Raw genomic sequence first — 25,815 nt, 5'->3', positions numbered from 1 at the left:
CTAGGGCGTGTCTCCTAAAGATCTGCGGTGTGAGCTGGGATTGTTGATCGCATGTCACGGTTTGCGGTGCTTACTGACGCTCAATGGGCTCGGATTGAGCCGCTGATGCCGTCCTCGGATGGCCAGCGAGGCAGGCCGTTTAGGGATCACCGGCAGGTGGTCGAGGGGATCGTCTACCGATTCCGGACCGGGATCGCGTGGCGGGACCTGCCTGAGTCGTTCGGACCGTGGCAGACGCTGTGGAAGCGGCACAAGCGGTTCTCGACCGATGGGACCTGGGATAAGATCCACGCTCGGCTGGTCGCTGAGGCTGACGCCGCCGGCGGGGTGGACTGGACGGTGTCGGTCGACTCCACCATCAACCGCGCCCACCAGCACGCGGTCACCCTGCGACGGGTCGAACATCCCGCAGGTCGGCGGCCCACAGGGGGCTGAGCCGAACTACAAGGATCTACGCGCCGAGCCGCTTGATCATGCGCTGGGACGCTCGCGGGGCGGGATGTCGACCAAGATCCACCAGCTCGTCGACGGCCGCGGCCGCCCGCTGGTCATCGCACTCACACCCGGCCAGGCCGGTGACTCCCCCATGCTCGCGCCGCTGCTGTCCCACCTGGCCGTCAAACGGCTCGGTCCAGGTCGGCCGCGCACTCGCCCCGAGGCCTTGATCGGCGACAAGGCCTACTCATCCCGAGCGATTCGAGCCAGACTGCGAGCCCGGGGCATCAAGACCGTGATCCCACAGCCCGCAGACCAGATTGCTCACCGCAGACGGCGTGGCGCCGCCGGAGGCCGCCCACCCGAGTTCGACGCCCTGACCTACAAGCGGCGCAACGTGATCGAACGGTCCTTCAACGACCACAAGCAATGGCGCGGCATCGCCACTCGCTACGACAAGCTCGCCGCCGTCTACCGAGGAGGCATCGTCCTCCGCGCGATCACCCTATGGCTTCGGCAATAAGGAGACACGACCTAGTCGCGCAGGGGGCGGCCTCTGCCGTCGTAGCCGCCGTTGACCAGCAGCAGGATGCCGTCGATCAGCGGCCACAGCGCCCCGGCGCCGAGCGTGAAGAGGGTGACGAGTAGCTGGGCCACGGCCATGCTCGTGTGCCCGGTGTAGAAGCGGCCCGTGCCCACGGGGATCAGGATCTGCAGGACACCGGCGACGATGCGCGACTTCTCGGACCGTTCCACCTCGGTGGGCGGCGGGGCGTGGGGCAGCCCGTAGCTGCGGGGCTCCAGTGGCGGCAGCAGGTACACCGGCCGGGGCGCCGGCAGGTCCGTGAACAGGGGCCGGATGTCGGCCCTGGTGTGCGCGGCCAGTGCGGTGGCGACGCGCTCCTCGTACTCCGCGGCCGTGAGCCTGCCCTCGGAGAAATGGTCGCCGAGCAGGCGGCACGCCTCGTCGCGCTCGGCGGTGCCGATGCGCAGGATCTCCGAATCGGGATCGCCTGGCATGTTCCCACGTTACCGGAGCCCGCGGGGTGCGGGAGTCTACAGTGACCGCGTGGTGACCTCGGACGGCGCGTCGGTGACCAAGGTCGTGGCCGCGTACCTCGACCACCTTGTCGTCGAGCGCGGCACCGCGACCAACACCGTCGAGTCCTACGCGCGCGACCTCCGTCGCTACGCCGCGCACCTCGAGCGGTCCGGCGTCACCGAGCTGTCCTCGGTGGAACCAGGGCACGTCACGGCGTTCGGTGTGGCACTGCGTGAGGGCGACGACGAGCACCGGCCGCTCGCGGCGTCGTCGGCGGCGAGGGCGCTCGTGGCCGTGCGCGGGCTGCACCGCTTCGCCCACGCCGACGGGCTCACCGAGCACGACCCCGCACGTGACGTCAAACCGCCCGCCCCCGCGCGGCGGCTGCCCAAGGCGCTGCCGGTGCACGACGTGCTGCGCCTGCTCGACATGCCGCCCGCCGAGGGCGTGCGCCCGCTGCGCGACCGCGCGCTGCTGGAGCTGCTGTACTCCACCGGCGCCCGCATCTCCGAAGCGGTCGGCCTCGACCTCGACGATCTGGACGGCGATGAGCGCACGGTGCTGCTCGACGGCAAGGGCGGCCACCAGCGGCTCGTGCCGGTGGGGCGGCCCGCGCTGGAGGCCGTCAACGCGTACCTGGTGCGGGCGCGGCCCGTGCTCGCGAGCCGGGGGCGGGGGACCGCCGCTGTGTTCCTCAACTCGCGTGGCGGCAGGCTGTCCCGGCAGAGCGCGTGGCAGGTGCTCAAGACCAACGCCGAGCGGGCGGGGCTCGCCGCCACGGTCTCGCCGCACACCCTGCGGCATTCCTTCGCGACGCATCTGCTCGAAGGCGGCGCCGACGTGCGGGTGGTGCAGGAACTGCTGGGGCACGCGTCGGTCACGACCACGCAGGTTTACACTCTGGTAACGGTGAACACTCTGCGTGAGGTCTACGCGACGGCCCATCCCCGGGCGTTCGGCTGACCGGCGGAAGTACTCCGTTCGCGCCCGGCGAGCCGCATTGCTGGTGCTCTACGTGCCCGAATAGGCTGGCGCCGTCCATGGCCGAACGAGGAGCTTTCGCCACATGTCGACATCCCAGAGACCGGCAAGGCGCGTTCCGGACGATCTCAGCCGGGTGAGCATCGCGACCGAGACCGGCGGCGATAGTGGGGAGTACGACGTGACCGCGGCGGAGGAGCCGAACGGCAAGGACGCCAAGAACAAGCTCGGTCCGACCGGCCGTCCGCGCCGGGAGATTCCCGAGCCGCCGCTGCTGGAGAGGCACGGGCCCGCGAGGGTCGTCGCGATGTGCAACCAGAAGGGCGGCGTCGGCAAGACCACCTCGACCATCAACCTCGGCGCCGCGCTTGCCGAGTACGGCAGGCGCGTGCTGCTCGTGGACTTCGACCCGCAGGGCGCCCTCTCCGTCGGGCTCGGCATCCAGCCGCACGAGCTGGACCAGACCGTCTACAACGTGATCATGGAACGCTCGGTGGACATCGAGGGCGTCGTCCGCAAGACGCGGGTCGAGAACGTGGACCTGCTGCCGAGCAACATCGACCTCTCGGCCGCCGAGGTGCAGCTCGTCGCCGAAGTGGGCCGCGAGCACACGTTGCTGAGGGTGCTGAGACCCGTGATGGACCAGTACGACTATGTTCTAGTCGACTGCCAGCCGTCGCTCGGGCTGCTCACCGTCAACGCGCTCACCGCGGCCGACGGCGTGATCATCCCGCTGGAGTGCGAGTTCTTCAGTTTGCGTGGCGTGGCGTTGCTCATCGACACCATCGAGAAGGTGCGCGAGCGGCTCAACCCCAAACTGGACATCACCGGGATTCTCGCCACCATGTTCGATCCGAGAACCCTGCATTCGAAGGAGGTCATGGCGCGCGTGGTGGAGGCATTCGGGGACACCGTGTTCGACACGGTGATCAACCGCACCGTGCGATTCCCTGAGACCACTGTGGCCGGCGAGCCGATCACTCGCTGGGCCCCCAGGTCGGCCGGCGCGACGGCGTACCGCGCGCTGGCGCGCGAGGTGATCGCTCGGTGAGCAGGCGAGCTTCCCTGCCCGGTGCGTCAGAGCTCTTCCGCAGGACCAGCAGCCCGGTGTTCGCGGACACCCCCGTGGTGCCCGACCCCGCCCCGGCGGGCAACGGGCACGGTGGCTCCCGCTCCAACGGCGACGGCGCCGGAAGCGCCGAGGGCAGCGAACCGGGGCGCGGCGAGCGGCAGCTCGCGCGGTCGGCCACGGCCCGGCGCGGCTCCGGCAGGCAGAAACACGACGCCAAGATCACGGTGTACGTCTCCGGCGAGGAGCTGCTCGCGATGGAGCACGCCCGACTGACGCTGCGCGGCTCGCACGACCTCGCGGTGGACCGGGGCCGGATCGTCCGGGAGGCGGTGGCGGTGCTGCTCGCCGACTTCGACCAGCACGGCGAGGATTCGGTGCTGGTGCGACGGTTGCGCGACGGCCAGCTCGCCGCCGAGGAAGCCGCGAACTGATGGAGGAGGGGGCCCCGCCCCAGCCGGCCCCCGAGGTGCCCGTTCCGGAGACACCCGAGGAGGGCGGTTCGGCGTCCCGGTTCAAGGTGCGCCTCGCCAACTTCGAGGGGCCGTTCGACCTGCTGCTGCAGCTGATCTCACAGCACCAGCTCGACGTGACCGAGGTGGCGTTGCACCAGGTCACGGACGACTTCATCGCCTACACGCGTGCGCTGGGCGCCGAATGGGACCTCGACGAGGTCACCGAGTTCCTCGTGATCGCGGCGACGCTGCTCGACCTCAAGGCGGCCCGGCTGCTGCCCGCGGGCGACGTCGAGGACGAGGACGACCTGGCGCTGCTGGAGGCCAGGGACCTGCTGTTCGCGCGCGTGCTTCAGTACCGGGCGTACAAGCAGGTGGCGGCGCTGTTCGCCGAGCTGGAGGCCGGTGCGCTGCGGCGTTACCCTCGGTCGGTGGCGCTGGAGGAGCGCTACCTCGGGTTGCTGCCCGAGGTGATGCTCGGGGTGACGCCGGAGAAGTTCGCCGACCTCGCGCTCACGGTGTTCAAACCCAAACCGCCGCCCACCGTGTCGCTGGACCACATCCACGCGGGCAGGGTGTCGGTGCGCGAGCACGCGGCCGTGCTGCGGGTGCGGCTGGCCGAGACGGGCGGTGCGACGTTCGGCGAGCTGGTCTCCGACTGCGAGCACACGATCGAGGTGGTGGCCCGCTTCCTGGCGCTGCTGGAGCTGTACCGGGAGTCGTCGGTGCAGTTCGAGCAGGCCGAGGCGCTCGCGGAGCTGCACGTGCGATGGACCGGCGGGAGCGTCGACGAGGCCGCCGCGGAGGCGGAACGTGACCGCGCCGCCGACGCCGAGGACGAGGAGTACGGGTGAGTGAGCCAGACACCGAGCAGGTGACGACCGGGGCGGAACCGGAGCCGCGGCCGGACCCCGCGCAGGAACCGGACCCGGTGCCGCGGCGGGAGGCCGAGGCCGCGCCGGAGCCGGTGCCGCTGGACATCGACGCCGAGGACGACGCCACTGCTGAGAACGGTCCCCACGGGCACGCTGGTCGCAGCGAACGTGACCCCGGTGCTCCTGGGACCACCGACGACGGTGATGACCCAGAGGCGGCCCAGGGCGAGGAGAGCGGCGACACCAGTCTCGTCGCCGTCGCCGCCGACCGGGCCCTGCCCGACCTGACCTCCTACGACGCGCTCGTCTCCGCGCTGGAGGCGCTGCTGCTCGTGGTGGACACGCCGGTGGACGAAGAGGTGCTCGCCGGGGCCGTCGACCAGCCCGTCGACCGCGTCACCGAGACGCTGCGGTCGATGGCGGGCGACTACGCCGACCGCGCCAGCGGCATCGACCTGCGCCGCGTCGGCGAGGGCTGGCGGTTCTACACGCGCGACACGTACGCGCCGTTCGTGGAGAAGATGCTGCTCGACGGGCAGCGCTCGAAGCTGACGAGGGCGGCGCTGGAGACGCTGGCCGTGATCGCCTACCGCCAGCCGGTCACGCGCTCGCGCGTCGCGGCGGTGCGTGGCGTGAACGTCGACGGCGTGATCCGCACGCTCGTCGCGCGGGGGCTCATCGAGGAGTCCGGCGCCGATCCCGAGACCGGTGGCACGCTGTACGTGACGACCGAACTGTTCCTGGAGCGGTTGGGGCTGTCGTCGCTGAACGACCTGCCGCCGATCGCCCCCCTGCTGCCGGAAGTGGACTCCATCGATGAGATCTGACCAACCCGAAGGCGTGCGCCTGCAGAAGGTGCTCGCGCAGGCGGGCGTGGCCTCGCGGCGCGCGTCCGAGGAGCTGATCGCGCGCGGCCGGGTGAGCGTCGACGGCGAGGTCGTGCGCGAGCAGGGCCGCCGCGTGGACCCGGACACGGCCGTGATCCATGTCGACGGCCTGCGCGTGATCCTGCGCGACGACCTTGTGTACTTCGCGTTCAACAAGCCCAAGGGCGTGCACAGCACGATGACCGACGACCAGGGCAGGCCCTGCGTCGGGGACTACGTGCGCGAACGGCGCGAACGGCTCTTCCACGTCGGCAGGCTCGACGCCGAGACCGAGGGCCTGCTCCTGCTGACCAACGACGGCGACCTCGCGCACCGGCTCATGCACCCTTCGTTCCATGTGCCCAAGACCTACCTCGCCGAGGTCGACGGCACCGTCCCGCGTGGGCTCGGCAAACGGCTGCGAGCCGGCGTCGAACTCGAGGACGGGCCCGTGAAGGCCGACGAGTTCCGGGTGAAGGACGTCCGGCCGGGCCGCACGTTGGTGGAGGTCGTGCTGCACGAGGGGCGCAAGCACATCGTGCGCCGCCTGCTCGCCGAGGTCGGCCACCCGGTGCGCAAGCTCGTGCGGACCGCCGTTGGCGACGTGCAGCTCGGCAACGTCAAGCAGGGCGCGCTTCGGCCGCTGAACCGCGCCGAGATCGGCAGCCTCTACCGGGCCGTCGAACTCTAGAGCCAAGGCTGCCGGGCTGCAGTGAAGGCCACCATGCCTGCGCCCACCCGTCTCCCACCACCACCCAAACGGAGACGCTGCGCGCCGCTGTGTTGATTCCAACGCAGTGATGGTGGCCTTCACTGCAGCCGGGGTGGGGTGGCTACGGCGTGTCACCGGCCGTGCGCGTGAGGCCGGTGGTCTTGCGCTGAAGGGCCCGCGCCACCGGCTCCACCACCCGCGCCGCGATGGGGCCGAGCACGGCCATCAGCAGCACGTAGGTCGTCGCCAGCGCGGCGAGCTCGCCCTCCACGGCGCCCGCGCTCACCGCGAGGCCGGCGATGACGATCGAGAACTCACCCCTCGCGACCAGCGCGGCACCCGCGCGGGCCTGGCCGAGCCTGCCGATGCCCGCGCGCCGGGCCGCCCACCAGCCGGTGGCGATCTTGGTCAGCGTGGTCACGACGGCGAGGACGACGGCCCAGGCCAGCACCGGCGGGATCGAGGCCGGGTTGGTGTTGAGGCCGAACACCACGAAGAACACGGCGGCGAACACGTCGCGCAGCGGCTCCAGCAGCCGCGTGGCGTTCTCGGCCGTCGACCCGGAGATCGCGATGCCCAGCAGGAACGCGCCCACCGCGGCCGACACCTGCAGCGCCGAGGCGAACCCGGCCACGAGCAGCGCCGCGCCGAACACCTTGAGCAGGAACACCTCGCGGTCCTCGCTGTCCACGATCGCGGAGACGAAGCGGCCGTAGCGCAGCGCGACGACGAGCACGACGGTGATCACGGCGAGCGAGATGCCGACCGCCTGCAGGCCGCCGAGGAAGCTGATGCCGCCCAGCACGGCCGTGAGGATCGGCAGGTACAGGGCCATCGCGAGGTCCTCGAACACCAGCACCGAAAGAACCACCGGCGTCTCGCGGTTACCGAGCCGGCCGAGGTCGCCGAGGACTTTGGCGATGATGCCCGACGAGGAGATGTAGGTGACGCCCGCCATCACCAGCGCGCCGACCGGGCCCCAGCCAAGCAGCAGCGCCACGGCGGCCCCCGGCGCGGCGTTGAGGACGATGTCGAGCACACCGGCCATCCACGACCGCTTCAGCCCGGTGAAGAGCTCGGCCGCGGAGTACTCGAGGCCCAGCAGCAACAGCAGCAGTACGACGCCGATCTCACCGGCGATCTGCGTGAACTCACCGATGTCGCCGAGCGGCAGCACCCCGCCCTGGCCGAAGCACAGGCCACCCACCAGGTACAGGGGGATCGGAGAGAGTCCGATCCGGCCCGCGAGTCTGCCGAGTGCGCCCAGCGCGAAGAAGACGGCGCCTAGTTCGATCAGTTCGAGTGCTGTGTGATCCACGTACTCAGCCGTGCTTGAGGATCTTGAAAGCGGCTTCGAGACCCTCCGCCGTGCCGACCGCCACGAGCAGGTCGCCCGCGGTGAAGGTGAAGTCCGGGGTCGGCGACGGGTGCACCTGGCCCGCGCGCATCACCGCGACCACCGACACGCCGGTGCGGGTGCGGATCGCGGTGTCACCGAGCGTGCGGCCGTCGAACGGCGAGCCGGCCTTGATCGGCAGCTGCTTGGTGTTGATGCCCGGCAGCTCCCGGTGCTCCTCGGTGAGCTGTGCCACGAGCTGAGGGGCCCCGAGCAGGTTCGCCAGCGCGCCCGCCTCCTCGGCCGTGAGTGGCAACGAGGCCAGGCACGCGTCGGGATCGTCGGACTTCGAGACGATCAGTTCGATCTTGCCGTCCCGCTGGGTGACCACGCCGACCCTGCGGCCGTTGCCGATGGCGAAGTCCTTACGGACGCCGATTCCCGGCAGGGGAGTTACTTCGACGTTCACGTATCCAAAGGTAACCCATTCGGCACCCGAAACTGCTCCCGGCCGGTTTGGCCGGACTGTCCATTTCGGTCAACGCGCGGGCCGTTCGAGCAGGTACGTACGATCAGGACCTGTCGGGCGGCTAGCGGGGAGGGGTGAGACCGGGTGCTGACGGCCATAGCGGCCCATTTCGTGCTCGCGGCGTTGCTGCCGTTGATCGCGCGCCGGTGGGGGAGGGCCGCGTTCGTCGTCGGTGCGCTGGCCCCCGCGGCGACGCTCGTCTTCGCGCTGAGCCGGGCCGGTGGCGCACTGGCCGAGCGGCACCCGGTGGAGACGTTCGCGTGGGCCCCGAACATCGGTCTGGAGTTCACCACGCGCTTCGACGAGCTCGCGTTGCTGATGATCGTGCTCGTGTCGGGCATCGGCGCGCTGGTGCTGTGTTACTACGCGTGCTACGCCAAGCCGGGCGACCGAGCCGTCAGCCGCGACTCGTCGCTGCTGGTGCTGTTCGCGGGCTCCATGCTCGGCCTCGTACTCGCCGACGACGTCATCTCGCTGTACATCTTCTGGGAGCTCACCACGGTGTGCTCCTTCCTGCTGGTCGGCGGGGAGGGCCTCACCAGGAAGCTGCGCAAATCGGCGACGCAGGCGCTGCTCGTGACGAGCCTGGGCGGTCTGGCGATGCTGCTGGGACTGATCCTGCTCGCCACGGCGGCCGGAACCACCCGCATCTCGGAGATCATCGCGAACCCGCCGGGCGGCGGAGTGGTGACGGCGGCGGTGCTGCTCATCCTGCTCGGCGCGTTCACCAAGTCCGCGCAGGTGCCCTTCCACCCCTGGCTGCCCGGCGCGATGGTGGCGCCGACGCCGGTGAGCGCGTACCTGCACGCGGCCGCGATGGTGAAGGCCGGTGTCTACCTCGTCGCGCGGTTCGCCCCCGGCTTCTCGGACCTGCCGGCCTGGTGGGTGCCGATCGTGGTGCTCGGGCTCTGGACGATGGTGCTGGGCGGCTTCCGCGCGCTGCGGCAGCACGACCTCAAGACGTTGCTGGCGTACGGCACCATCAGCCAGCTCGGCTTCCTGATGGTGCTCGTCGGCGCGGGCACCTGGATCGCGGCGCTCGCGGACGTGACGCTGGTGCTCGCCCACGGCCTGTTCAAGTCGGCGCTGTTCCTCACCGTCGGCATCATCGACAAGCGCACCGGCACCCGCGACATCCGCGAGCTGTCCGGGCTCGGCGCGCGCTGGCCCGCGCTGACGGTGTTCGCGACGCTCGCCGTGCTGTCCATGGCCGGATTCCCGCCGCTGCTCGGCTTCGTCGGCAAGGAGGCGGCCATCGAAGGCCTGCTCCACGGCGAGCCGAAGGACTTGCTGCTGCTCGCGGGCGTGGTGCTCGGCTCGGTGTTCACCGTGGCCTACAGCCTGCGGTTCCTGGTGGGCGCGTTCGGCGCCCGGCCGACGGTCGCGCCCACCGAGGCCCCACCGTCGGGCGCCGTGATGACCACGATCGTCGGCATCCCGGCGGTCGCGGGCCTCGTGCTCGCGTTCGTGCCCGGGCTGGTGGAGCCGCTGCTCGCCGGGTACGCCGACGCCTACTCGGCGAATCCGCCCGACTACCACCTCGGGCTCTGGCACGGCTTCAAGCTGCCGTTGCTGCTGAGCATCGCGATCATCATCGCCGGTTACCTGCTGCACCGTACGGCGCTCGCGCCGAGGCTCGCGGGCTGGGTCCCGGGGCCGCTGCACGCCCAGCGCGGCTACCAGGCCAGCGTGGACGGTCTCGTCGCGCTCGCCCAGTCCGTGACCGGGCGCCTGCAGGCGGGTTCGCTGCCCATCTATCTCGGCGTGATCCTCGTGACGATGGTCGCCGTGCCCGGGGCGGGGCTGCTTTCGGGCATCGAGACACCCGTGGACCTGCGCGCGTGGGACTCGCTGCTGCAGGTGCCGCTCGCGGCACTGGTGCTCGTGGCGGCCGGCACGGTGGTGCTCGCGCGGCGGCGGCTCACCGCCGTGCTCCTCACCGGCGTGGTCGGCTACGGCATCGGCGCGCTGTTCATCGTGGACGGTGGCGCCGACCTCGCGCTGGCACAGTTCCTCGTCGAATCGCTCACCCTCGTGGTGTTCGTCTTCGTGATCCGGCGGTTCCCGCCGCGCTTCGTCGACGGCCGGCCGTACTTCCCCAGGGCCCGCTGGGTCAAGGCCGGACTCGCGGCCGTGGCCGGCACGTTCGTCGCCGTGCTGGCGGTGCTCTTCTCCGGCAGCCGGCGGGGCATGCCAGAGGCGAGCCGGTTCTACGCCGAGAACGCCGAGAGCGAGACGGGGGCCACCAACGTCGTCAACGCGATCATCGTCGACTTCCGCGCCTTCGACACGATCGGCGAGATCGCGGTGCTCGCCGTCGCGGCGACGGGCGCGGCGAGCCTGATCCTCGCCCGCGCGCGACAGCGGCCATCCGGCGGCTACGTGCCCGAGGACGCCGGAAGCGAACGGACGGAGGTGAAGCAGTGAGCACCGAACCGGACCGCGAACTCGAGCGGGTGCCGTGGGCGGAGTGGGACCGGCCGCGCGACCGGTGGCTGATGGCCGAGCACAACTGCAACACCTGGCCGCGCTCGCTGCTGCTCGAGGTGTGCGCCCGCATCGTCTTCCCGACCGTGCTGATGGTGTCGGTGTACCTGCTCTTCGCCGGGCACCACGACGCGGGCGGCGGGTTCAGCGGCGGGCTCGTCGCCGGGCTGGCGTTCGTGCTGCGGTACGTGGCCGGTGGCAGCGCGGAACTCGCCGCGGCCGTCCGGATCAGGCCGCCGGTGGTGATCGGCAGCGGGCTCAGCATCGCGGTGCTCACGGCGCTCGTGCCCGCACTGGCAGGCCAGCCCGTGCTGTCCTCGGCGATCTGGAAGCTCTCCCTGCCAGTGCTCGGCGAGCTGAAGATCACCACCAACCTGTTCCTCGACATCGGGGTGTACCTGCTGATCGTCGGCGTCGTCATCGACCTGCTCCGCACGGTCGGCGCGGGCACGGAGCTCGGCGGGCCCGGGCTCGACGACGAGACGCTCGAGCGCGAGGAGGTGGAGCGCACGTGACCGTGAACATCACCATGGCCGTGGTGCTCGCCGGGCTCTACACGGTCGGTTTCTACCTCCTCATGCAGCGTTCCCTGATGCGCGTGATCCTCGGCATCGTGATCCTCGGTCACGGCGCGAACCTGTTCCTCCAGGTCGCGGGCGGTCCGCCGGGGGAGCCGGTGTTCGCGGGATCCGCGCTGATCGAGGCGATGGTCGACCCGCTGCCGCAGGCCCTCGCGCTCACCGCCATCGTCATCACCTTCGCGCTCACCACGTTCCTGCTGGCACTGGCGTACCGCTCGTGGGCGCTGCTCGGCCACGACGAGGTGCAGGACGACGTCGAGGACCGGCGGATCCGCGAGGCGGAACGGCGGCGCGAGGGCATGGACGAGTCTGACGAGCCCGACACCGAGCCCGCGGAGGCGGTCGCCGGGTTCGAGGCCCCCGAGGCGAGTGAGGAGGAGGTGCCGAGGTGACCGTCCTCGTCGCGTTGCCGGTGCTGCTGCCTTTGCTCGCCGCAGCACTGTCGCTGATCGTGATGCGCTCGCCGCGCATGCAGCGGCTGATCGGCGCCACCGTGCTCACCGCCATCGCGGTGATCGCCGGCGTGCTGCTCGCGGAGGCCGACAGGCACGGCCCCATCGTGCTGCAGCTCGGCGGCTACGCGGCGCCGTTCGGGATCACGCTGGTCGCCGACCGGCTCGCCGCGCTGCTGCTGCTGACCTCGGCGCTGGTGACGCTCGCCGTGCTGATCTTCTCGATCGGCCAGCGCATCACCGACTACGGCAGGCAGACCGCGTCCACCGCGTTCCACCCGATGTACCTGATGCTGTGCACGGGTGTCTCGCTGGCCTACCTCACCGGCGATCTGTTCAACCTCTTCGTCGCCTTCGAGATCATGCTGGCCTCGTCGTACGTGCTGATCACGCGGCGCACCACGGCTGAGCGCGTGCGGGCGAGCATGACGTACGTGATCGTGAGCCTCACGTCGTCGCTGCTGTTCATCACCATGATCGCGCTGGTGTACGCGGCGACGGGCACCGTGAACCTCGCGGCGCTGCCGGAGAAGGTCGGCGAGCTCGACCCCGGCGTACAGGCGAGCCTCGGGCTGCTCATGGTCGTGGTGTTCGGGATCAAGGCCGCGCTGGTGCCGCTGCACTTCTGGCTCCCGGACAGCTACCCGACCGCCCCGGCGCCGATCACCGCGGTGTTCGCGGGCCTGCTCACCAAGGTGGGTGTGTACGCGCTGATCCGCACCCAGACGCTGGTGTTCATCCACGACGAGAGCTGGACGGTGCTGCTGGTCGTCGCGCTGCTCACGATGATCGTCGGCGTGCTCGGCGCGATCGCGCAGAACGACCTCAACCGGATGCTGTCCTTCCTGCTCGTCAGCCACATCGGCTACATGCTGTTCGGCCTGGCGCTGTTCACCGTGATCGGCCTGGCGGGCGTGATCCTGTACGTGGTGCACCACATCACGGTTCAGGCGGCGCTGTTCCTCACCAGCGGTCTGATCACGCGGCACACCGGAACCGTGTCGCTGCACGCGATGTCCGGTGTGGCCAAGGCGTACCCGCTGGTGGCGGTGTTGTTCGCACTGCCAGCGCTGAGTCTTGCCGGCATCCCGCCGTTCTCGGGGTTCGTCGCCAAGATCGCGCTGCTGCAGGCGGGCGCGGCCGTGGGGACCCCCGCGGCCTACGCCGTCACCGCGGCGGCCGTGCTGACGAGCCTGCTGACGCTCTTCGCGGTGACCAAGATCTGGGTGGGCGCGTTCTGGGGCAAGGTCGGCGAGCCGCATCCCGATCCAGATCCGACCGACGAGGTGACGGTGGGCACCGGCTCGACGTCGAAGGGCATGCTCGTGGCCACCGGAGGGCTGGTGGCGGTCAGCGTGCTGATCGCCGTGTTCGCGGGTCCGCTGGCGGACATGAGCGAGCGCGCGGCCGCGGACCTGCTCGACGGCGGCGCCTACCGGACCGCCGTGCTGGGCGAGGCGGGTGGTGAGTGATGCGCAGGATCTCGCCCTCGCTGCTGGTCTGGCTCGTACTGGTGTGGCTGATGCTCTGGGGCTCGCTGGATGCGAGCACCGCGATCTTCGGAGTGCTGCTCGCGTTCGCGGTGCTGCTGTTCTTCCCGCTGCCGGTGCACCGGTGGAACATCTTCAGCCGTCCGCTGCGCCTGCTGGGCCTGGCCGTGTACGTCGTGTGGGACCTGGTGCAGTCGGCGGTGCGGCTCGCGTTCGACGAGTTCCGCCACGGCTCCAAGGTCAAGGCGGCGATCGTGGCGGTACCCGTGCTGTCCGATGTGGACCACGTGATCGCCTCCGCGGCCAACGTGCTCTCGCTGGGCCCCGGACGGTTCGTGCTGCAGATCGACCGGACCAACCGGATCTGGTACGTCTACGCGCTCGGTGTCCAGTCGCGCGTGTCCTGCGACAAGATCCACGACGACGCACTCGACCTGCAGGTGAAGGTCATGCACGCGTACGGCTCCGCCGAGGAGGCCCGCACGGCGCGGTCCCGTGCGGAGGCGGCCAAGCAGCGGCGCCGCGCCCGAACCCGGATGGAGTCCCAATGACCGTCGTCTTCGCGATCACCTTCGGCCTGCTCGGCCTCGCCGGGCTGCTGATCCTGCTGCGGCTGGTCCGCGGCCCGCGCACGCTCGACCGGATCCTCGCGATCGACGTGCTCGTGGTGCTCATCGTGGCCGGGACCTCCGTGGGCATGGCGATGTCGCTGCGCGGCATCTACATCGCGCTGCTGGTGGCCGTGGCCCTGCTCGGGTTCGTCGGCTCGATCTCCGTGGTGCGCCTCGTCGAGCGCAGGGAGGAGTACCGGTGACCGTGCGCGACTGGATCTGTGCGGTGCTCCTGCTCTCTGGGGCGCTGTTCTGCTTGATCGGCGCATACGGCGTGCTGCGGCTGCCCGACGTGCCCAGCAGGCTGCAGGCGGCCACCAAACCGCAGACGCTCGGCCTGCTGCTGATCCTCGCCGGCACCGCCGTGCGGCTGGAGCCGCGGTACGCGGTGGGCCTCGTGCTCGCCGGCCTGTTCCAGGTGATCACCGCGCCCGTGCTGTCCCAGCTGTTCGGCCGCACCGCTTACCACACCGGCGCCATCGAGAAGTCCACGCTGGTCACCGACGAGCTGGACGAGCGCCTGCGTGCGGAGCGCGGCTGACCGGAAGGCAGAATGGACCCTCGCAAGGCACGACGATTAGCGAGGGAGAACAGTCGGTGGCGGGAGCCCTACGCGGCGTGGTCGCTCTGGACGGCCCATCGGGAACCGGCAAGACCACGGTCGCGCGCAAGCTGGCCGCCAAGCTGGGCGCCGGCTACCTCGACACGGGCGCGATGTACCGCGTCGTCACCCTCGCGGTGCTGCGCGCGGGCATCGATCCCACCGACGCCGCCGCCGTCGCCGCGCTGACCAGCCAGGTACAGGTGGGTGTGGGAACCGACCCCGACAATCCGCGCGCGCAGCTGAACGGCGAGGACGTCGGCGAGGAGATCCGCACCGAGCGGGTCAACGTGGCCGTGTCGCCCGTCTCGGCCGTCCCCGAGGTGCGGCAGGTGCTCGTCGCCGGGCAGCGGGAGATCATCGAGGCCGTGCTGGGCTCGGTGGGCGGCATCGTGGTCGACGGCCGCGACATCGGCACCGTCGTGGCGCCCGGGGCCCCGCTCAAGGTCTTCCTCACCGCGTCGGCCGAGGTGAGGGCCGCGCGGCGCAGCGCGCAGGACTCCGCCGCGGGCAGGGACTCGACGCCCGAGCACGCGCGGGCGTCGGTGGAGCGCCGGGACCAGCTCGACTCCACCAGGACCGTCTCGCCCCTGCGCGCGGCGGAGGACGCCGTGGTGTTCGACACCTCCGAGCTGTCGATCGAGCAGGTGATCACGGCGCTGAGCGAGCTGGCCAGCAGGAGGGGCCTGCTCGGCGGCGAGTTCGCGGAGGCCAGCCGGTGACCGGACTCCCCCGGGGCGCGACGCCCTGGCTGCACGACGTGGGCAGGGTGATCGCCCGGTACCTCTACCGGCCCGCCTACCGGATCCGCGTGCACGGCGCCGCCCGCGTGCCGCGCACGGGCCCAGTCGTGCTGGTCGCCAACCACAGCTCGATGATCGAGCCGCAGCTCATCTTCGGAATGTTGCCGAGGCGCTCGGTGTTCCTCGTCAAGGAGGAGATGTTCTCGGGCCCGGCGGGCTGGGGTCTGCGCCGCATCGGGCAGGTTCCGGTGAAGCGCGGCGTGCCGGACCGGGAGGCGCTGCGCACGGCGACCGGAGTGCTGCGCGACGGCGGGCTCGTGGGGGTGTTCCCCGAGGGCACGCGGGGCGCGGGCGACGTGGCACAGGCCCAGCAGGGCGCCGCGTGGCTGGTGCGGGTGTCGGGCGCGGTCGTGGTGCCCGTGGCGGTGCGCGGAACGCTCAACCCCACGGGCAGGCGACGGTTCCGGCCCACGGTGGACGTGCTCGTCGGCGAACCGTTCACAGTGGACGTCGGCAGGGGACGCGCCGCGCTGGCCGAGGGCACCGAGCGCATCAGGGGGACGCTCGCCGCCCTCGTCGAAGAGCTTGACCGGCAACGAGAAGAGAAGCAGAGACAATGACCGAAGCAGACGGCACCTGGTCCGACGAGGCGGAGTTCCTCGCCGCCGACACGGAGGGCGCCGAGGGAGAGCCCGACGACGACGCCGAGCTCGCACAGCCGGTGCTGGCCGTGGTGGGCAGGCCGAACGTGGGCAAGTCCACCCTGGTGAACCGGATCCTGGGCCGCCGCGAGGCCGTCGTGCAGGACGTGCCGGGCGTGACGCGCGACCGCGTCGCCTACGACGCGCTGTGGAACGGGCGCCGGTTCACCGTCGTCGACACCGGCGGCTGGGAGCCGGGCGCCACCGGGCTCCGGGGCTCCGTGGCGGCACAGGCGGAGCTGGCGATGTCCACTTCGGACGCCGTGCTGCTCGTCGTCGACGCCGCCGTGGGCGCGACGGCCACCGACGAGGCGGTCGCGAAGGTGCTGAGGCGTTCGAAGCGGCCCGTGCTGCTGGCGGCCAACAAGGTCGACGACGAGCGCCTGCTCGCGGAGACCGCGTCGCTGTGGTCGCTCGGGCTCGGCGAGCCGCATCCGGTGAGCGCACTGCACGGCCGCAGCTCCGGTGACCTGCTCGACGCGATCGTGAACGCGCTGCCCGAGGCGCCGAGGGACGCCGACCGCGTCGCGGGCGGACCCCGCCGCGTCGCGCTCGTCGGCAAGCCCAACGTCGGCAAGTCCAGCCTGCTCAACAAGCTCACCGGCGAGGAGCGCGCGGTGGTGGACTCGGTCGCGGGCACCACCGTCGACCCCGTCGACTCGCTGGTGGAGCTGGACGGGCAGCTGTGGCGCTTCGTCGACACGGCGGGCCTGCGCAAGCGCGTGCAGACCGCGAGCGGCATGGAGTACTACGCGTCCCTGCGCACGCGGACCGCGATCGACGCCGCCGAGGTGGTGATCGTGCTGCTGGACGCCAGCGAGCCGGTGTCCGAGCAGGACCTGCGGGTGGTGACGCTGGTCGCCGAGGCGGGCCGCGCGCTGGTACTGGCCTTCAACAAGTGGGATCTCGTGGACGAGGACCGGCGGCACCAGCTCGACCGCGAGCTGGACCGGGGACTGGTCCGCGTGCCGTGGGCGGAGCGGGTCAACGTCTCCGCGCTCACGGGCCGCGCCGTCCGCAAGCTGGCGCCCGCGCTGCGCACGGCGCTCGCGTCGTGGGACCAGCGCGTGCCGACCGGGCAGCTCAACGGCTGGCTCTCCGACCTCGTGGCCGCCACGCCGCCCCCGGTGCGCGGCGGCAAGCAGCCGAAGGTGCTCTTCGCGACGCAGGCGGGGATCCGGCCGCCGACGCTCGTGTTGTTCACCACAGGTTTTCTGGAGGCCGGCTACCGCCGCTTCATCGAGCGGAAGTTCCGGGAACGCTTCGGTTTCCAGGGCAGTCCGGTTCGGATCAACGTCCGCGTGCGCGAGAAGAAGCCCAGGAAGTCGCGGTAGGCCCCCTGTGCAGTGAAGGCCACCATGCCTGCGCCCACCCGTCTCCCCCCACCACCCAAACGGAGACGCTGACGCGCCGCGGTGTTGATTCAACGCAGTGAAGGTGGCCTTCACTGCGTCCGCAACGCGACACCGCTCGGCAACCTGCCGTTCACCCTCGGGTATCCTGGTCGGCCGGTAAAGGGGCGCCTCATTCGGAGCCGACCCGGATGAGCTGCTGTGAGGCCGTGTGACTCTCGCGATCGACGCCGCCCCGACCGGGCCCGCCACACCCACCGCGGGTCGTGCGCTGTTCTGGTCCGGTCTCGCCCCGAGCGAGCGGACGCTGCTGGACATCCTGGCCGAGACCGCGGCGCGCCACCCCGGTGCGCCTGCGCTCGACGACGGCACGGAGACGCTGACGTACCGGGCGCTCGCCGAGGAGATCGAGACCGTGCGCGGCAAGCTCGCCGCGGCGGGCATCGGCAGGGGTGACCGCGTCGGCGTCCGGATCTCGTCGGGCACCGCTGAGCTGTACGTCGCGATCCTCGCGGTGCTGTCGCTCGGCGCCGCCTACGTGCCGGTGGACGCCGACGACCCCGCCGAGCGGGCCGAGCTCGTGTTCGGCGAGGCCGGGGTGTGCGCCGTGCTCGGCGACGGTGGCGCGCTCACGCCGTGCGGGACCCCGGGCGGGGCGCCGGGCGCGCCCGCGCCCGGCGACGACGCCTGGATCATCTTCACCTCCGGTTCCACGGGCAGGCCCAAGGGCGTCGCCGTGAGCCACGCGAGCGCGGCCGCGTTCGTCGACGCCGAGGCAGAGCTGTTCCTCGCCGACGAGCCGCTCGGACCCGGCGATCGCGTGCTTGCCGGGCTGTCGGTCGCCTTCGACGCCTCGTGCGAGGAGATGTGGCTCGCGTGGCGGCACGGCGCGTGCCTGGTCCCCGCGCCGAGAGCGCTCGTGCGCACCGGCGTCGACCTCGGCCCGTGGCTGGTGGAGCGGCGGATCACCGTCGTCTCGACCGTGCCTACGCTCGCGGCGCTGTGGCCCGCCGACGCGCTGGAGGAGGTCCGGCTGCTGATCTTCGGCGGCGAGGCGTGCCCGCCGGAGCTGGCCGAGCGCGTGGCCGTCGAGGGCCGCGAGGTCTGGAACACCTACGGACCCACCGAGGCCACCGTCGTGGCGTGCGCCGCGCAGCTCACCGGCGAGGGTCCGGTGCGCATCGGGCTGCCGCTCGCGGGCTGGCAGCTCGCCGTCGTCGACGACGAGGGCAGGCCGGTCGCGATGGGCGAGTCCGGCGAGCTGGTGATCGGTGGGGTGGGGCTCGCGCGCTACCTCGATCCGGCCAAGGACGCCGAGAAGTTCGCGCCACTGCCCGCACTCGGCTGGCAGCGGGCGTACCGCAGCGGCGACCTCGTGCGCGCCGAGCCGGACGGGCTGCTGTTCCTCGGCAGGGCCGACGAACAGATCAAGCTCGGTGGCCGCCGGATCGAGCTCGGTGAGGTGGACGCGGCGCTGCAGGCGCTGCCCGGCGTCGCGGGCGGCGCGGCCGCCATCCGCACCACCAAGGCGGGCAACCAGGTTCTCGTCGGGTACGTCGTGCCTCGGGAGGACTTCGACCACGACGGCGCCGTGTCCCGGCTGCGGGAACAGCTGCCCGCCGCGCTCGTGCCGCTGCTCGCCGTGGTAGGCGACCTGCCGACGCGGACCTCGGGCAAGGTCGACCGCGCGGCGCTGCCCTGGCCGCTGTCCACAGTGGATACCAAGGAATCGTTGTCTCCGACGGAGTCCTGGCTCGCCGAGGCATGGGGCGAGATCCTCGGCGTCTCGGTGACCGACGCGGCAGCCGACTTCTTCCGCAACGGCGGCGGAAGTCTCACCGCGGCACAGCTCGTCTCCCGCATCCGCACGAGGCACCCCACGGTCTCGGTAACCGACGTGTACCGGCACCCGCGCCTCGGCGAGCTCGCCGCCCTGCTGGACGCGCTCGGCGACGCGACCACCAGCCGCCGCGAGGTGGCGCCGACGCCGCGCCGCGCGGGGTTGGTGCAGACGCTGCTCCTGCTGCCGCTGTTCACTCTTGCCGGGTTGCGCTGGACCACGATCGCGGCCGCCGTGTCGACGGTGCTCGCGCGGTGGGCCGGGCTCGCGTGGGCTCCCTCGGTGCCATGGTGGGCGCTCGGCGTGGCGTGGCTCGTGCTGTTCAGCCCGGCCGGGCGGATCGCGATCGCGGCGGGCGGTGCCCGGCTGTTGTTACGCGGCGTACGGCCAGGTACCCATCCGCGTGGCGGGCGGGTGCACCTGCGGCTGTGGGCCGCCGAGCGGCTGGCCGACGCCAGCGGCGCCAACGCCGTCGCGGGAGCGTCGTGGATGACCCACTACGCGCGGGCGCTGGGCGCCAAGGTCGGCCGTGACGTCGACCTGCACTCCCAGCCGCCGGTGACCGGGCTGCTCAAGCTGGGCAGGGGAGCGGCGGTGGAGCCAGAGGCCGACCTCTCCGGCTACTGGGTCGACGGCGACGTCGTGCACATCGGCAAGATCCGCGTCGGCGCAGGCGCGCGCGTGGGGGCGCGGAGCACCCTGCTGCCTGGCGCCCGCGTCGGCAAGCACGCGGAGATCGCGGCGGGGTCCACCGTCCTCGGCAGCGTGCCCGCGGGACAGCGCTGGGCGGGGTCGCCCGCGCGCCGCGAGGGCAAGGCGAGCAGGCAATGGCCGTCGGAGGCGCCCCGCCGCTCACGCCGGTGGGTGGCGGTCTACGGCGTCACCTCGGTGCTGCTTGGCCTGCTGCCGGCGATCGCGGCGGTGCCCGCGCTCGCGGTGCTCGGCGGTGCGGTCGCCGGGCGAGCGCCCGGTTCCGCGCTCGGCGCGGCACTGGCCGCCGTCCCGGTCGCGACGGTCGCCTACCTCGCCGCGTACGCGCTGCTCGTGCTCTGTGGAGTGCGGGCCCTCGGGATCGGCCTGCGCGAGGGCTACCACCCGGTGCACAGCCGCGGCGCCTGGCGGGTGTGGGCCACCGAGCGGCTGATGGACTCCGCGCGGGCCGGGCTGTTCCCCTTGTACGCCAGCCTGTTCACGCCCGTGTGGCTCCGCCTGCTCGGCGCGAGGGTCGGCCGCGGCGTCGAGGCGTCCACGGTGCTCGCGGTGCCGAAGATGACCAAGATCGACAGCGGGGCGTTCCTCGCCGACGACACCATGGTGGCCACCTACGAGCTGGGGCACGGCTGGCTGCACGTGGCCCCTGCGCGCATCGGCAAGCAGGCTTTCCTCGGCAACTCCGGCATGACAGCGCCGGGCCGTTCGGTGCCCAAGCGCGGGCTGGTCGGGGTGCTCTCGTCCACGCCGCCGAAGGCGAAGAAGGGCTCGTCGTGGCTCGGCATGCCGCCGATGCCGCTGCGCCGGTCGGTCGAGGACGCCGACACCAGCCGCACGTTCGACCCGCCTGCCCGGCTGCGCGTCGCGCGTGCCGCCGTGGAGCTGTGCCGGGTGGTGCCGGTGATGTGCGGGGTCGCGCTGGCGGTGCTCGTGGTCGCCGCGCTCGTCGCGCTGACCGCGAGCCTGGGGCTCGTGGTGGCCGCGCTGCTGTCCGGCGTCGTCCTGCTCGCGGCAGGCGCGCTCGCCGCCGTGACCGCGACCGTCGCGAAATGGGCTCTGGTTGGCCGCTTCCGCGTCTCGGAACGTCCACTGTGGAGCTCGTTCGTGTGGCGCGCGGAGCTGGCCGACACCTTCGTGGAGGTGCTCGCCGTGCCGTGGCTCGTCGGCTCGCTCGGCGGCACACCGCTGCTTTCGGCATGGCTGCGGAGCATGGGTGCGCGGATCGGGCGCGGGGCGTGGCTGGAGACGTACTGGCTGCCCGAGTCCGACCTCGTGCGCATCGGCGACGGCGCGACCGTCAACCGGGGTTGTGTTGTGCAGACCCACCTGTTCCATGATCGGATCATGAGCATGGACACGGTGGTGCTCGACGAGGGCGCGACGCTCGGCCCGCACGGCATCGTGCTGCCCGGCGCCGGCATCGGCGCCCGCACGACGATCGGCCCCGGCTCGCTGGTGACGCGAGGTGATGTGGTGCCGGCCGACACGCGGTGGCAGGGCAACGCCATCGCCGCCTGGCGGTGAGCGCGGCGTGATGAGGTCGTCCGCAGCGCCGGGAGCCGCCACGTCGGGCGACGCGTACCTGCCGGAGCACGGCAACGGCGGTTACCACGTCCGGCACTACGACCTCGAGCTGGACTACCGGATCGGCGCGAACCGGCTCTCCGGCAGGGCCCGGATCGAGGCCGTCGCGACCCAGGCGCTGTCCCGGTTGAGCCTCGACCTCGCGGGCCTGAAGGTGGGCAGGGTGTTCGTGGGCGGCAGGCCCGCGCGGTACGCGCACCGCGGCCACAAGCTCGCCATCACACCCGCGCTGCCCCTCGCCGAGGGCGAGGAGTTCACCGTCGAGGTGCGCTACTCCGGCAACCCGCGCCCGCTCGCGTCGCGGCACTGGGACGAGATCGGCTGGGACGAGCTCAGCGACGGCGTGCTCGTCGCCGCGCAGCCGATCGGCGCGCCGTCGTGGTTCCCGTGCGACGACCACCCCTCCGGCAAGGCCACGTACCGCGTGGCGCTGACGACGGCGTCGGCGTACTCGGTGTACGTCACGGGCACGCTGGTCTCCCGGCAGCGGTCGGCGAGCACCACGACGTGGGTCTACGAGCAGCACGCGCCGACGGCCACGTACCTCATGAGCGTGCAGATCGGCCGCTACACCGAGCTGGAGCCCGGCCCGGCGCAGCGGCTCGCCGTGCCGCCGGGGCTACGGGCGTGCGCGGAGACCGACTTCGCCCGGCAGCCGAGGATGCTGGAGGTGCTGGCGGAGCACTTCGGCCCGTACCCGTTCGAGGAGTACGTCGTGGTGGTCACCGACGACGAGCTCGACGATCCGGTGGAGGCGCAGGGGATGGCGGTCTTCGGCGCCAACCACGTCGACGGCAGGCGCACCCACGAGCGGCTCGTCGTGCACGAGCTCGCGCACCAGTGGTTCGGCAACAGCCTCACCGTGGCCGGCTGGCGGCACATCTGGCTCAACGAGGGATTCGCGACCTACGCGGAATGGCTGTGGTCGCAGGCGTCGGGCGGGCAGTCCGCCGACGAGCACGCGCGGTACTGGCGTGGGGTGCTGGCGGGGCGGCCAGGGCTTCGGCTCGCGGATCCCGGTGTGGCCCGGATGTTCGACGAGGGCGTGTACAAGAAGGGCGGGCTGCTGCTGCACGCGCTGCGCGGCGAGCTCGGCGACGAGGCCTTCTTCGGGCTGCTGCGCGCGTGGACGGACACCCACCGCCACGCGACGGTGACCACGGACCAGTTCACCGCGCTCGCCGCCCGCCACGCGGGCCGTCCACTGGACGCGTTCTTCGCGGCCTGGTTGGACGGAACCGATCTTCCCTGAGCAGGACCGACCGCAGTGAAGGCCACCTTCACTGCGCTCAACGCAGTGAAGGTGGCCTTCACTGCGGCTGGGTGACCTAGGGGCCGGTGAGGGTCACCGTCGCGATGCGTACGATCTCGGCGATCACGTCGTCCAGCGGGATCCGGTGGTCGCCGACGGCCCAGTGGTAGACGAGCTCGTTGACGGCGCCGATCAGCGCGACCGCGCTGAGGTGGAAGTCGCGCGACATGGCCTCCCCGTGCTCGACGGCGCGGCGCGCCTCGGCGACGAGGAACGCCACCCACCGCTCGCGCCACGCGAGCCGGTGCCGCTCCACCGTCTCGCTGACGCCCACTATCTCCACATAGGACAGTCGGGCCCAGCGGCGGTCCTCCGCGGTGGTGGCGATGTAGGCGCGCACGGCGAGCTCGATCCGCAGGGCCAGCGGCTCGTTCTCCGCCCGGGCGAACGCGTCGGCGACGGCCTTCAGCGCGCGTTCCAGCACCATGTCGTGCAAGGCCGTCAGCAACGCCTCGCGTCCGGTGAACTCCTCGTAGAAGTTCCGCGTGGACACCCCGGCCGCGGAGCACAGTCGCTCGATCGAGGTCGCGACGTAGCCCTCGGTGCCGAACAGTTCCAGACCGGCGTCCAGCAGGCGCTGCCTGCGCTCTGCTCTGCGATCGGCCGCCGTCCGGCCCCCGTAGACGCGATCGGGCATCTCCCCAGGTTAGAGCAGGGGAGCGCGCAATGGGACGTTGACGAGTTCCGGTGCTCCGGCCGGACTTCCCGCTGCCACCCAATGGGCGAGCCGTTCGGGGGCGAACAGCTCGTCGATGACCATGAACGCGGCCCCCACGAGCCCGGCGCGGTCGCTCAGCGTGGAGCGCGCGATGCGCAGCTCCCGCGTGGCGAGCGGCAGGGAGCGCCGGTAGACCGACTCGCGCACGGCGGCCAGCAGCAGGTCCCCCGCGGCGGCGACGCCGCCACCGATGATCACGAGCGCGGGGTTGTAGAAGCTGACGAGCGTCGCGAGGAGGCTGCCGATCAGCCTGCCGGCGCGGGTGAGCAGCTCCACCGAAGTGCGGTCGCCGCTCTGCGCGGCGCGGGAGACATCCGCCGCGGTGACGGTGCCCGTGGACTCCAGCACCCCGGCGAGGAACTCGCTGCGCCCCTCCTGAGCGGCGGCGAGCCCGTCGCGGGCGAGCGCCGCGCCGCCGGCGTACGCCTCGAGGCAGCCGGTGTTGCCGCAGCGGCACACCACGGTCGCCTCGTCGGCGACGGCGGCGTGCCCGATGTCGCCCGCGCAGCCCTGGCTGCCGCGGTGCAGCCGTCCGCCGGACACCAGGCCCGCGCCGATCCCGGTGCCGATCTTGACGTAGAGGATGTCCCGTTGCCCCTTGGCGGATCCGGCGCGTAGTTCGCCGAGCGCCATCGTATTCACCTCGTTGTCGACCCACACGGGTGCGCCGAAGCGGGCGGTGAGCCGGTCACGCACCGGATAGCCGTCCCACCCGGGCATGATCGGCGGCGCGCTCGGCCGTCCGGTCGCGAACTCGACGGGCCCCGGCAGGCCGATGCCGATGCCCCACACGGCCACGTCGCCGTGTTCGGCGCGGATCTCGGCGAGCAGCTCGTCGAAGAGGATCTCGACGCGTTCCAGCACGGGATCGGGGCCGAGCGCGATGTCGGCGGCCTCCTCCCGCTCGGCGAGCACGGTGCCGCTGAGGTCGGTGACGCCGACGCCGACGCTGGTGGCGCCCAGCTCCGCCGCGAGCACCAGGCCCGCGCGGGCCCGGAATCGCAGTTCGCGCGGCGCCCGCCCACCGCTGGACGGGCCGAGCGCGCCCTCCTCCAGCAGCCCGCACTCGGTGAGCTGGTTGACGCGCTGGGTGACGACGGTGCGGCCGAGCCCGGAGTGGCGGCCGATCTCGGGCCGGGTTCGCGCCACGCCGGAGCGGACGAGGTCGAGCACGGTCGCGAGGCTGTCGACGTGCTCGGGACTCGGCACGGTCGGGGTCCGGGGTGTCTTCGGCTCCTGCACGCGAACATCTTCCACCACGCGGCCCCCGGGGGCAGGTCGATGTGGTGGGATGGAAACAGGACCACCACGCGTTGGTATCCGCTTGGGACAGACAGCTGAAGGCCAGGAGGTTACGCGGTGGTGTCGGATCCGGGCGAGTTGTACGAAGTGGATTCCGACGTTCCCGTTCTGGACAGTGCGGTGCTGCTCTACCACTTCGATGGGTTCATCGACGCGGGCGCGGCCGGCCGGGCCGTCGCCGACCACCTCCTCGAGGAGCTGGACGGGCCGGTGGTGGCGAGGTTCGACGTGGACCGGCTGATCGACTACCGGTCGCGGCGGCCGACGATGACCTTTTCGGGCGACCACTGGTCCGACTACGAGGCGCCGGAGCTGGCGGTGCGGTTGCTGCACGACGAGAACGCGACGCCGTTCCTGGTGTTCACCGGGCCGGAGCCCGACCACGAGTGGGAACGGTTCGCCGCCGCCGTGCGCCATCTCGTCGAGCGCTGGCAGGTGCGGCTGAGCGTGGGCTTCCAGGGGATCCCGATGGGGGTGCCGCACACGCGGCCGCTGGGCCTGACGGCGCACGCGACGCGCGCGCAGCTCGTCGACGAGTACCAGCCGTTTTTCAACGAGGTGCGGATTCCGGGCAGCGCCGCGGCGATGCTGGAGCTGCGGCTCGGGCAGGCGGGGCACGACGCGATCGGTTTCGCCGCGCACGTGCCGCACTATCTGGCACAGGCGCGGTATCCGGCGGCGGCGCTGACGCTCCTGGACGCGATCACGCGGGCGACGGGGCTCAGCCTGCCGTCCGACGCGCTGCGGGAGGCGGCGCGGAGCACCGACGAGGAGGTGGACCGTCAGGTCCGCGAGTCGGACGAGGTGGCCGAGGTGGTGAGCGCGCTGGAGCGGCAGTACGACGCGTTCACCGCGGCGAGCGCGAAGGGCAACCTGCTCGCCGACAACACCCCGATGCCCACGGGCGACGAACTGGCGAGCCAGTTCGAGCGCTTCCTGGCGGAACAGGGCGGCAACGACAACGAGCAGTGAGCGCCACCGGCCAACCGCAGTGAAGGCCACCTTCACTGCGTTCAACGCAGGCATGGTG

At 71.8% G+C, this 25,815-nt stretch carries 25 protein-coding genes; 20 read left to right on the top strand and 5 right to left on the bottom strand.

Features of this window, described 5'->3' with window-relative positions; genetic code table 11:
* Window positions 1–51 precede the first annotated feature (51 nt).
* Window positions 52–958 (top strand): IS5 family transposase gene (locus DI005_RS30925; RefSeq protein WP_369973583.1). Its coding sequence is split into 2 segments (ribosomal slippage): window positions 52–422 and window positions 421–958, totalling 909 coding nucleotides; the frame shifts between segments, so codons are not numbered across the junction.
* A gap of 11 nt (window positions 959–969) precedes the next feature.
* On the opposite strand, the gene DI005_RS30920 is transcribed toward DI005_RS30925, so the two are convergent.
* Window positions 970–1,455 carry a DUF1707 domain-containing protein gene (locus DI005_RS30920; protein ID WP_112274758.1) on the bottom strand — a complete coding sequence of 162 codons (486 nt, stop codon included), beginning with the start codon at window positions 1,453–1,455 and terminating at the stop codon, window positions 970–972.
* A 49-nt stretch (window positions 1,456–1,504) separates the two neighbouring features.
* On the opposite strand from DI005_RS30920, the gene xerD reads away from it, so the two are divergent.
* From xerD to DI005_RS30890, 6 genes are all read left to right on the top strand, one after another.
* Window positions 1,505–2,440 (top strand): site-specific tyrosine recombinase XerD, encoded by a 936-nt coding sequence (xerD, locus tag DI005_RS30915; protein WP_369973635.1) that lies wholly within the window; start codon window positions 1,505–1,507, stop codon window positions 2,438–2,440.
* 103 nt (window positions 2,441–2,543) lie between these two features.
* Window positions 2,544–3,509, top strand: a complete 966-nt coding sequence (locus tag DI005_RS30910; protein ID WP_112274754.1) for a ParA family protein — start codon at window positions 2,544–2,546, stop codon at window positions 3,507–3,509.
* Complete coding sequence (locus DI005_RS30905; protein ID WP_112274752.1) at window positions 3,506–3,961, top strand: cobyrinic acid a,c-diamide synthase; 456 nt, start codon at window positions 3,506–3,508, stop codon at window positions 3,959–3,961. The genes DI005_RS30910 and DI005_RS30905 overlap by 4 nt, the downstream gene beginning before the upstream one ends.
* Entirely contained in the window at window positions 3,961–4,836 is an 876-nt protein-coding gene (locus tag DI005_RS30900; RefSeq protein WP_112274751.1) for a ScpA family protein, read from the top strand. The genes DI005_RS30905 and DI005_RS30900 overlap by 1 nt, the downstream gene beginning before the upstream one ends.
* Window positions 4,833–5,684 (top strand): SMC-Scp complex subunit ScpB, encoded by an 852-nt coding sequence (gene scpB, locus DI005_RS30895; RefSeq protein WP_228714309.1) that lies wholly within the window; start codon window positions 4,833–4,835, stop codon window positions 5,682–5,684. The genes DI005_RS30900 and scpB overlap by 4 nt, the downstream gene beginning before the upstream one ends.
* Window positions 5,674–6,414 (top strand): pseudouridine synthase, encoded by a 741-nt coding sequence (locus DI005_RS30890; protein WP_112274750.1) that lies wholly within the window; start codon window positions 5,674–5,676, stop codon window positions 6,412–6,414. The genes scpB and DI005_RS30890 overlap by 11 nt, the downstream gene beginning before the upstream one ends.
* 142 nt (window positions 6,415–6,556) lie before the next feature.
* Here the strand turns inward: DI005_RS30890 and DI005_RS30885 are convergent, their stop codons facing one another.
* On the bottom strand, window positions 6,557–7,753 hold the full coding sequence (locus tag DI005_RS30885; protein WP_112274749.1) for a cation:proton antiporter: 1,197 nt from the start codon (window positions 7,751–7,753) through the stop codon (window positions 6,557–6,559).
* 4 nt (window positions 7,754–7,757) lie between these two features.
* Entirely contained in the window at window positions 7,758–8,240 is a 483-nt protein-coding gene (locus DI005_RS30880; protein ID WP_112274748.1) for a cation:proton antiporter regulatory subunit, read from the bottom strand.
* A 144-nt stretch (window positions 8,241–8,384) separates the two neighbouring features.
* Here DI005_RS30880 and mbhE point away from each other — a divergent pair, with 144 nt between their 5' ends.
* From mbhE to DI005_RS30820, 12 genes are all read left to right on the top strand, one after another.
* Window positions 8,385–10,727 (top strand): hydrogen gas-evolving membrane-bound hydrogenase subunit E, encoded by a 2,343-nt coding sequence (gene mbhE / locus DI005_RS30875; protein ID WP_112274747.1) that lies wholly within the window; start codon window positions 8,385–8,387, stop codon window positions 10,725–10,727.
* Window positions 10,728–10,798: 71 nt separating this feature from the next.
* On the top strand, window positions 10,799–11,302 hold the full coding sequence (locus tag DI005_RS30870) for an MnhB domain-containing protein (RefSeq protein ID WP_112274906.1): 504 nt from the start codon (window positions 10,799–10,801) through the stop codon (window positions 11,300–11,302).
* The gene (locus DI005_RS30865; RefSeq protein WP_112274741.1) at window positions 11,299–11,760 is read left to right on the top strand and encodes a Na(+)/H(+) antiporter subunit C; all 462 of its coding nucleotides are present in this window, start codon (window positions 11,299–11,301) and stop codon (window positions 11,758–11,760) included. The genes DI005_RS30870 and DI005_RS30865 overlap by 4 nt, the downstream gene beginning before the upstream one ends.
* Entirely contained in the window at window positions 11,757–13,292 is a 1,536-nt protein-coding gene (locus DI005_RS30860; RefSeq protein ID WP_112274739.1) for a Na+/H+ antiporter subunit D, read from the top strand. Before DI005_RS30865 ends, DI005_RS30860 begins: the two co-directional genes overlap by 4 nt.
* A complete protein-coding gene (locus DI005_RS30855; protein ID WP_199543364.1) occupies window positions 13,292–13,861 on the top strand; it encodes a Na+/H+ antiporter subunit E in 570 nt (189 codons plus the stop codon). Before DI005_RS30860 ends, DI005_RS30855 begins: the two co-directional genes overlap by 1 nt.
* A complete protein-coding gene (locus tag DI005_RS30850) occupies window positions 13,858–14,124 on the top strand; it encodes a monovalent cation/H+ antiporter complex subunit F (RefSeq protein WP_112274737.1) in 267 nt (88 codons plus the stop codon). The genes DI005_RS30855 and DI005_RS30850 overlap by 4 nt, the downstream gene beginning before the upstream one ends.
* Window positions 14,121–14,462 carry a monovalent cation/H(+) antiporter subunit G gene (mnhG, locus tag DI005_RS30845; protein ID WP_112274736.1) on the top strand — a complete coding sequence of 114 codons (342 nt, stop codon included), beginning with the start codon at window positions 14,121–14,123 and terminating at the stop codon, window positions 14,460–14,462. Before DI005_RS30850 ends, mnhG begins: the two co-directional genes overlap by 4 nt.
* A 56-nt stretch (window positions 14,463–14,518) precedes the next feature.
* On the top strand, window positions 14,519–15,244 hold the full coding sequence (gene cmk / locus DI005_RS30840) for a (d)CMP kinase (RefSeq protein ID WP_113644491.1): 726 nt from the start codon (window positions 14,519–14,521) through the stop codon (window positions 15,242–15,244).
* Window positions 15,241–15,885: a 1-acyl-sn-glycerol-3-phosphate acyltransferase gene (locus tag DI005_RS30835; RefSeq protein ID WP_112274734.1), complete on the top strand. Its 645-nt coding sequence runs from the start codon at window positions 15,241–15,243 to the stop codon at window positions 15,883–15,885. Before cmk ends, DI005_RS30835 begins: the two co-directional genes overlap by 4 nt.
* Window positions 15,882–17,300, top strand: a complete 1,419-nt coding sequence (der, locus tag DI005_RS30830) for a ribosome biogenesis GTPase Der (protein WP_112274733.1) — start codon at window positions 15,882–15,884, stop codon at window positions 17,298–17,300. The genes DI005_RS30835 and der overlap by 4 nt, the downstream gene beginning before the upstream one ends.
* A gap of 229 nt (window positions 17,301–17,529) precedes the next feature.
* Complete coding sequence (locus tag DI005_RS30825; protein ID WP_113644490.1) at window positions 17,530–21,393, top strand: Pls/PosA family non-ribosomal peptide synthetase; 3,864 nt, start codon at window positions 17,530–17,532, stop codon at window positions 21,391–21,393.
* 10 nt (window positions 21,394–21,403) lie between these two features.
* Window positions 21,404–22,705: a M1 family metallopeptidase gene (locus DI005_RS30820; protein WP_113644489.1), complete on the top strand. Its 1,302-nt coding sequence runs from the start codon at window positions 21,404–21,406 to the stop codon at window positions 22,703–22,705.
* A gap of 76 nt (window positions 22,706–22,781) precedes the next feature.
* Here DI005_RS30820 and DI005_RS30815 read toward each other — a convergent pair whose 3' ends face one another.
* Window positions 22,782–23,402 (bottom strand): TetR/AcrR family transcriptional regulator, encoded by a 621-nt coding sequence (locus DI005_RS30815; protein WP_112274730.1) that lies wholly within the window; start codon window positions 23,400–23,402, stop codon window positions 22,782–22,784.
* 9 nt (window positions 23,403–23,411) lie between these two features.
* On the bottom strand, window positions 23,412–24,725 hold the full coding sequence (locus DI005_RS30810; RefSeq protein WP_228714308.1) for an ROK family protein: 1,314 nt from the start codon (window positions 24,723–24,725) through the stop codon (window positions 23,412–23,414).
* Between the two features lie 117 nt (window positions 24,726–24,842).
* On the opposite strand from DI005_RS30810, the gene DI005_RS30805 reads away from it, so the two are divergent.
* A complete protein-coding gene (locus tag DI005_RS30805) occupies window positions 24,843–25,757 on the top strand; it encodes a proteasome assembly chaperone family protein (protein ID WP_112274729.1) in 915 nt (304 codons plus the stop codon).
* Window positions 25,758–25,815: the final 58 nt, after the last annotated feature.

Source organism: Prauserella sp. PE36 (genome assembly GCF_003311655.1).
Classification (GTDB): Bacteria; Actinomycetota; Actinomycetes; order Mycobacteriales; family Pseudonocardiaceae; genus Prauserella_A; species Prauserella_A endophytica.
This window is presented reverse-complemented; position numbering and strand designations above follow the sequence as displayed.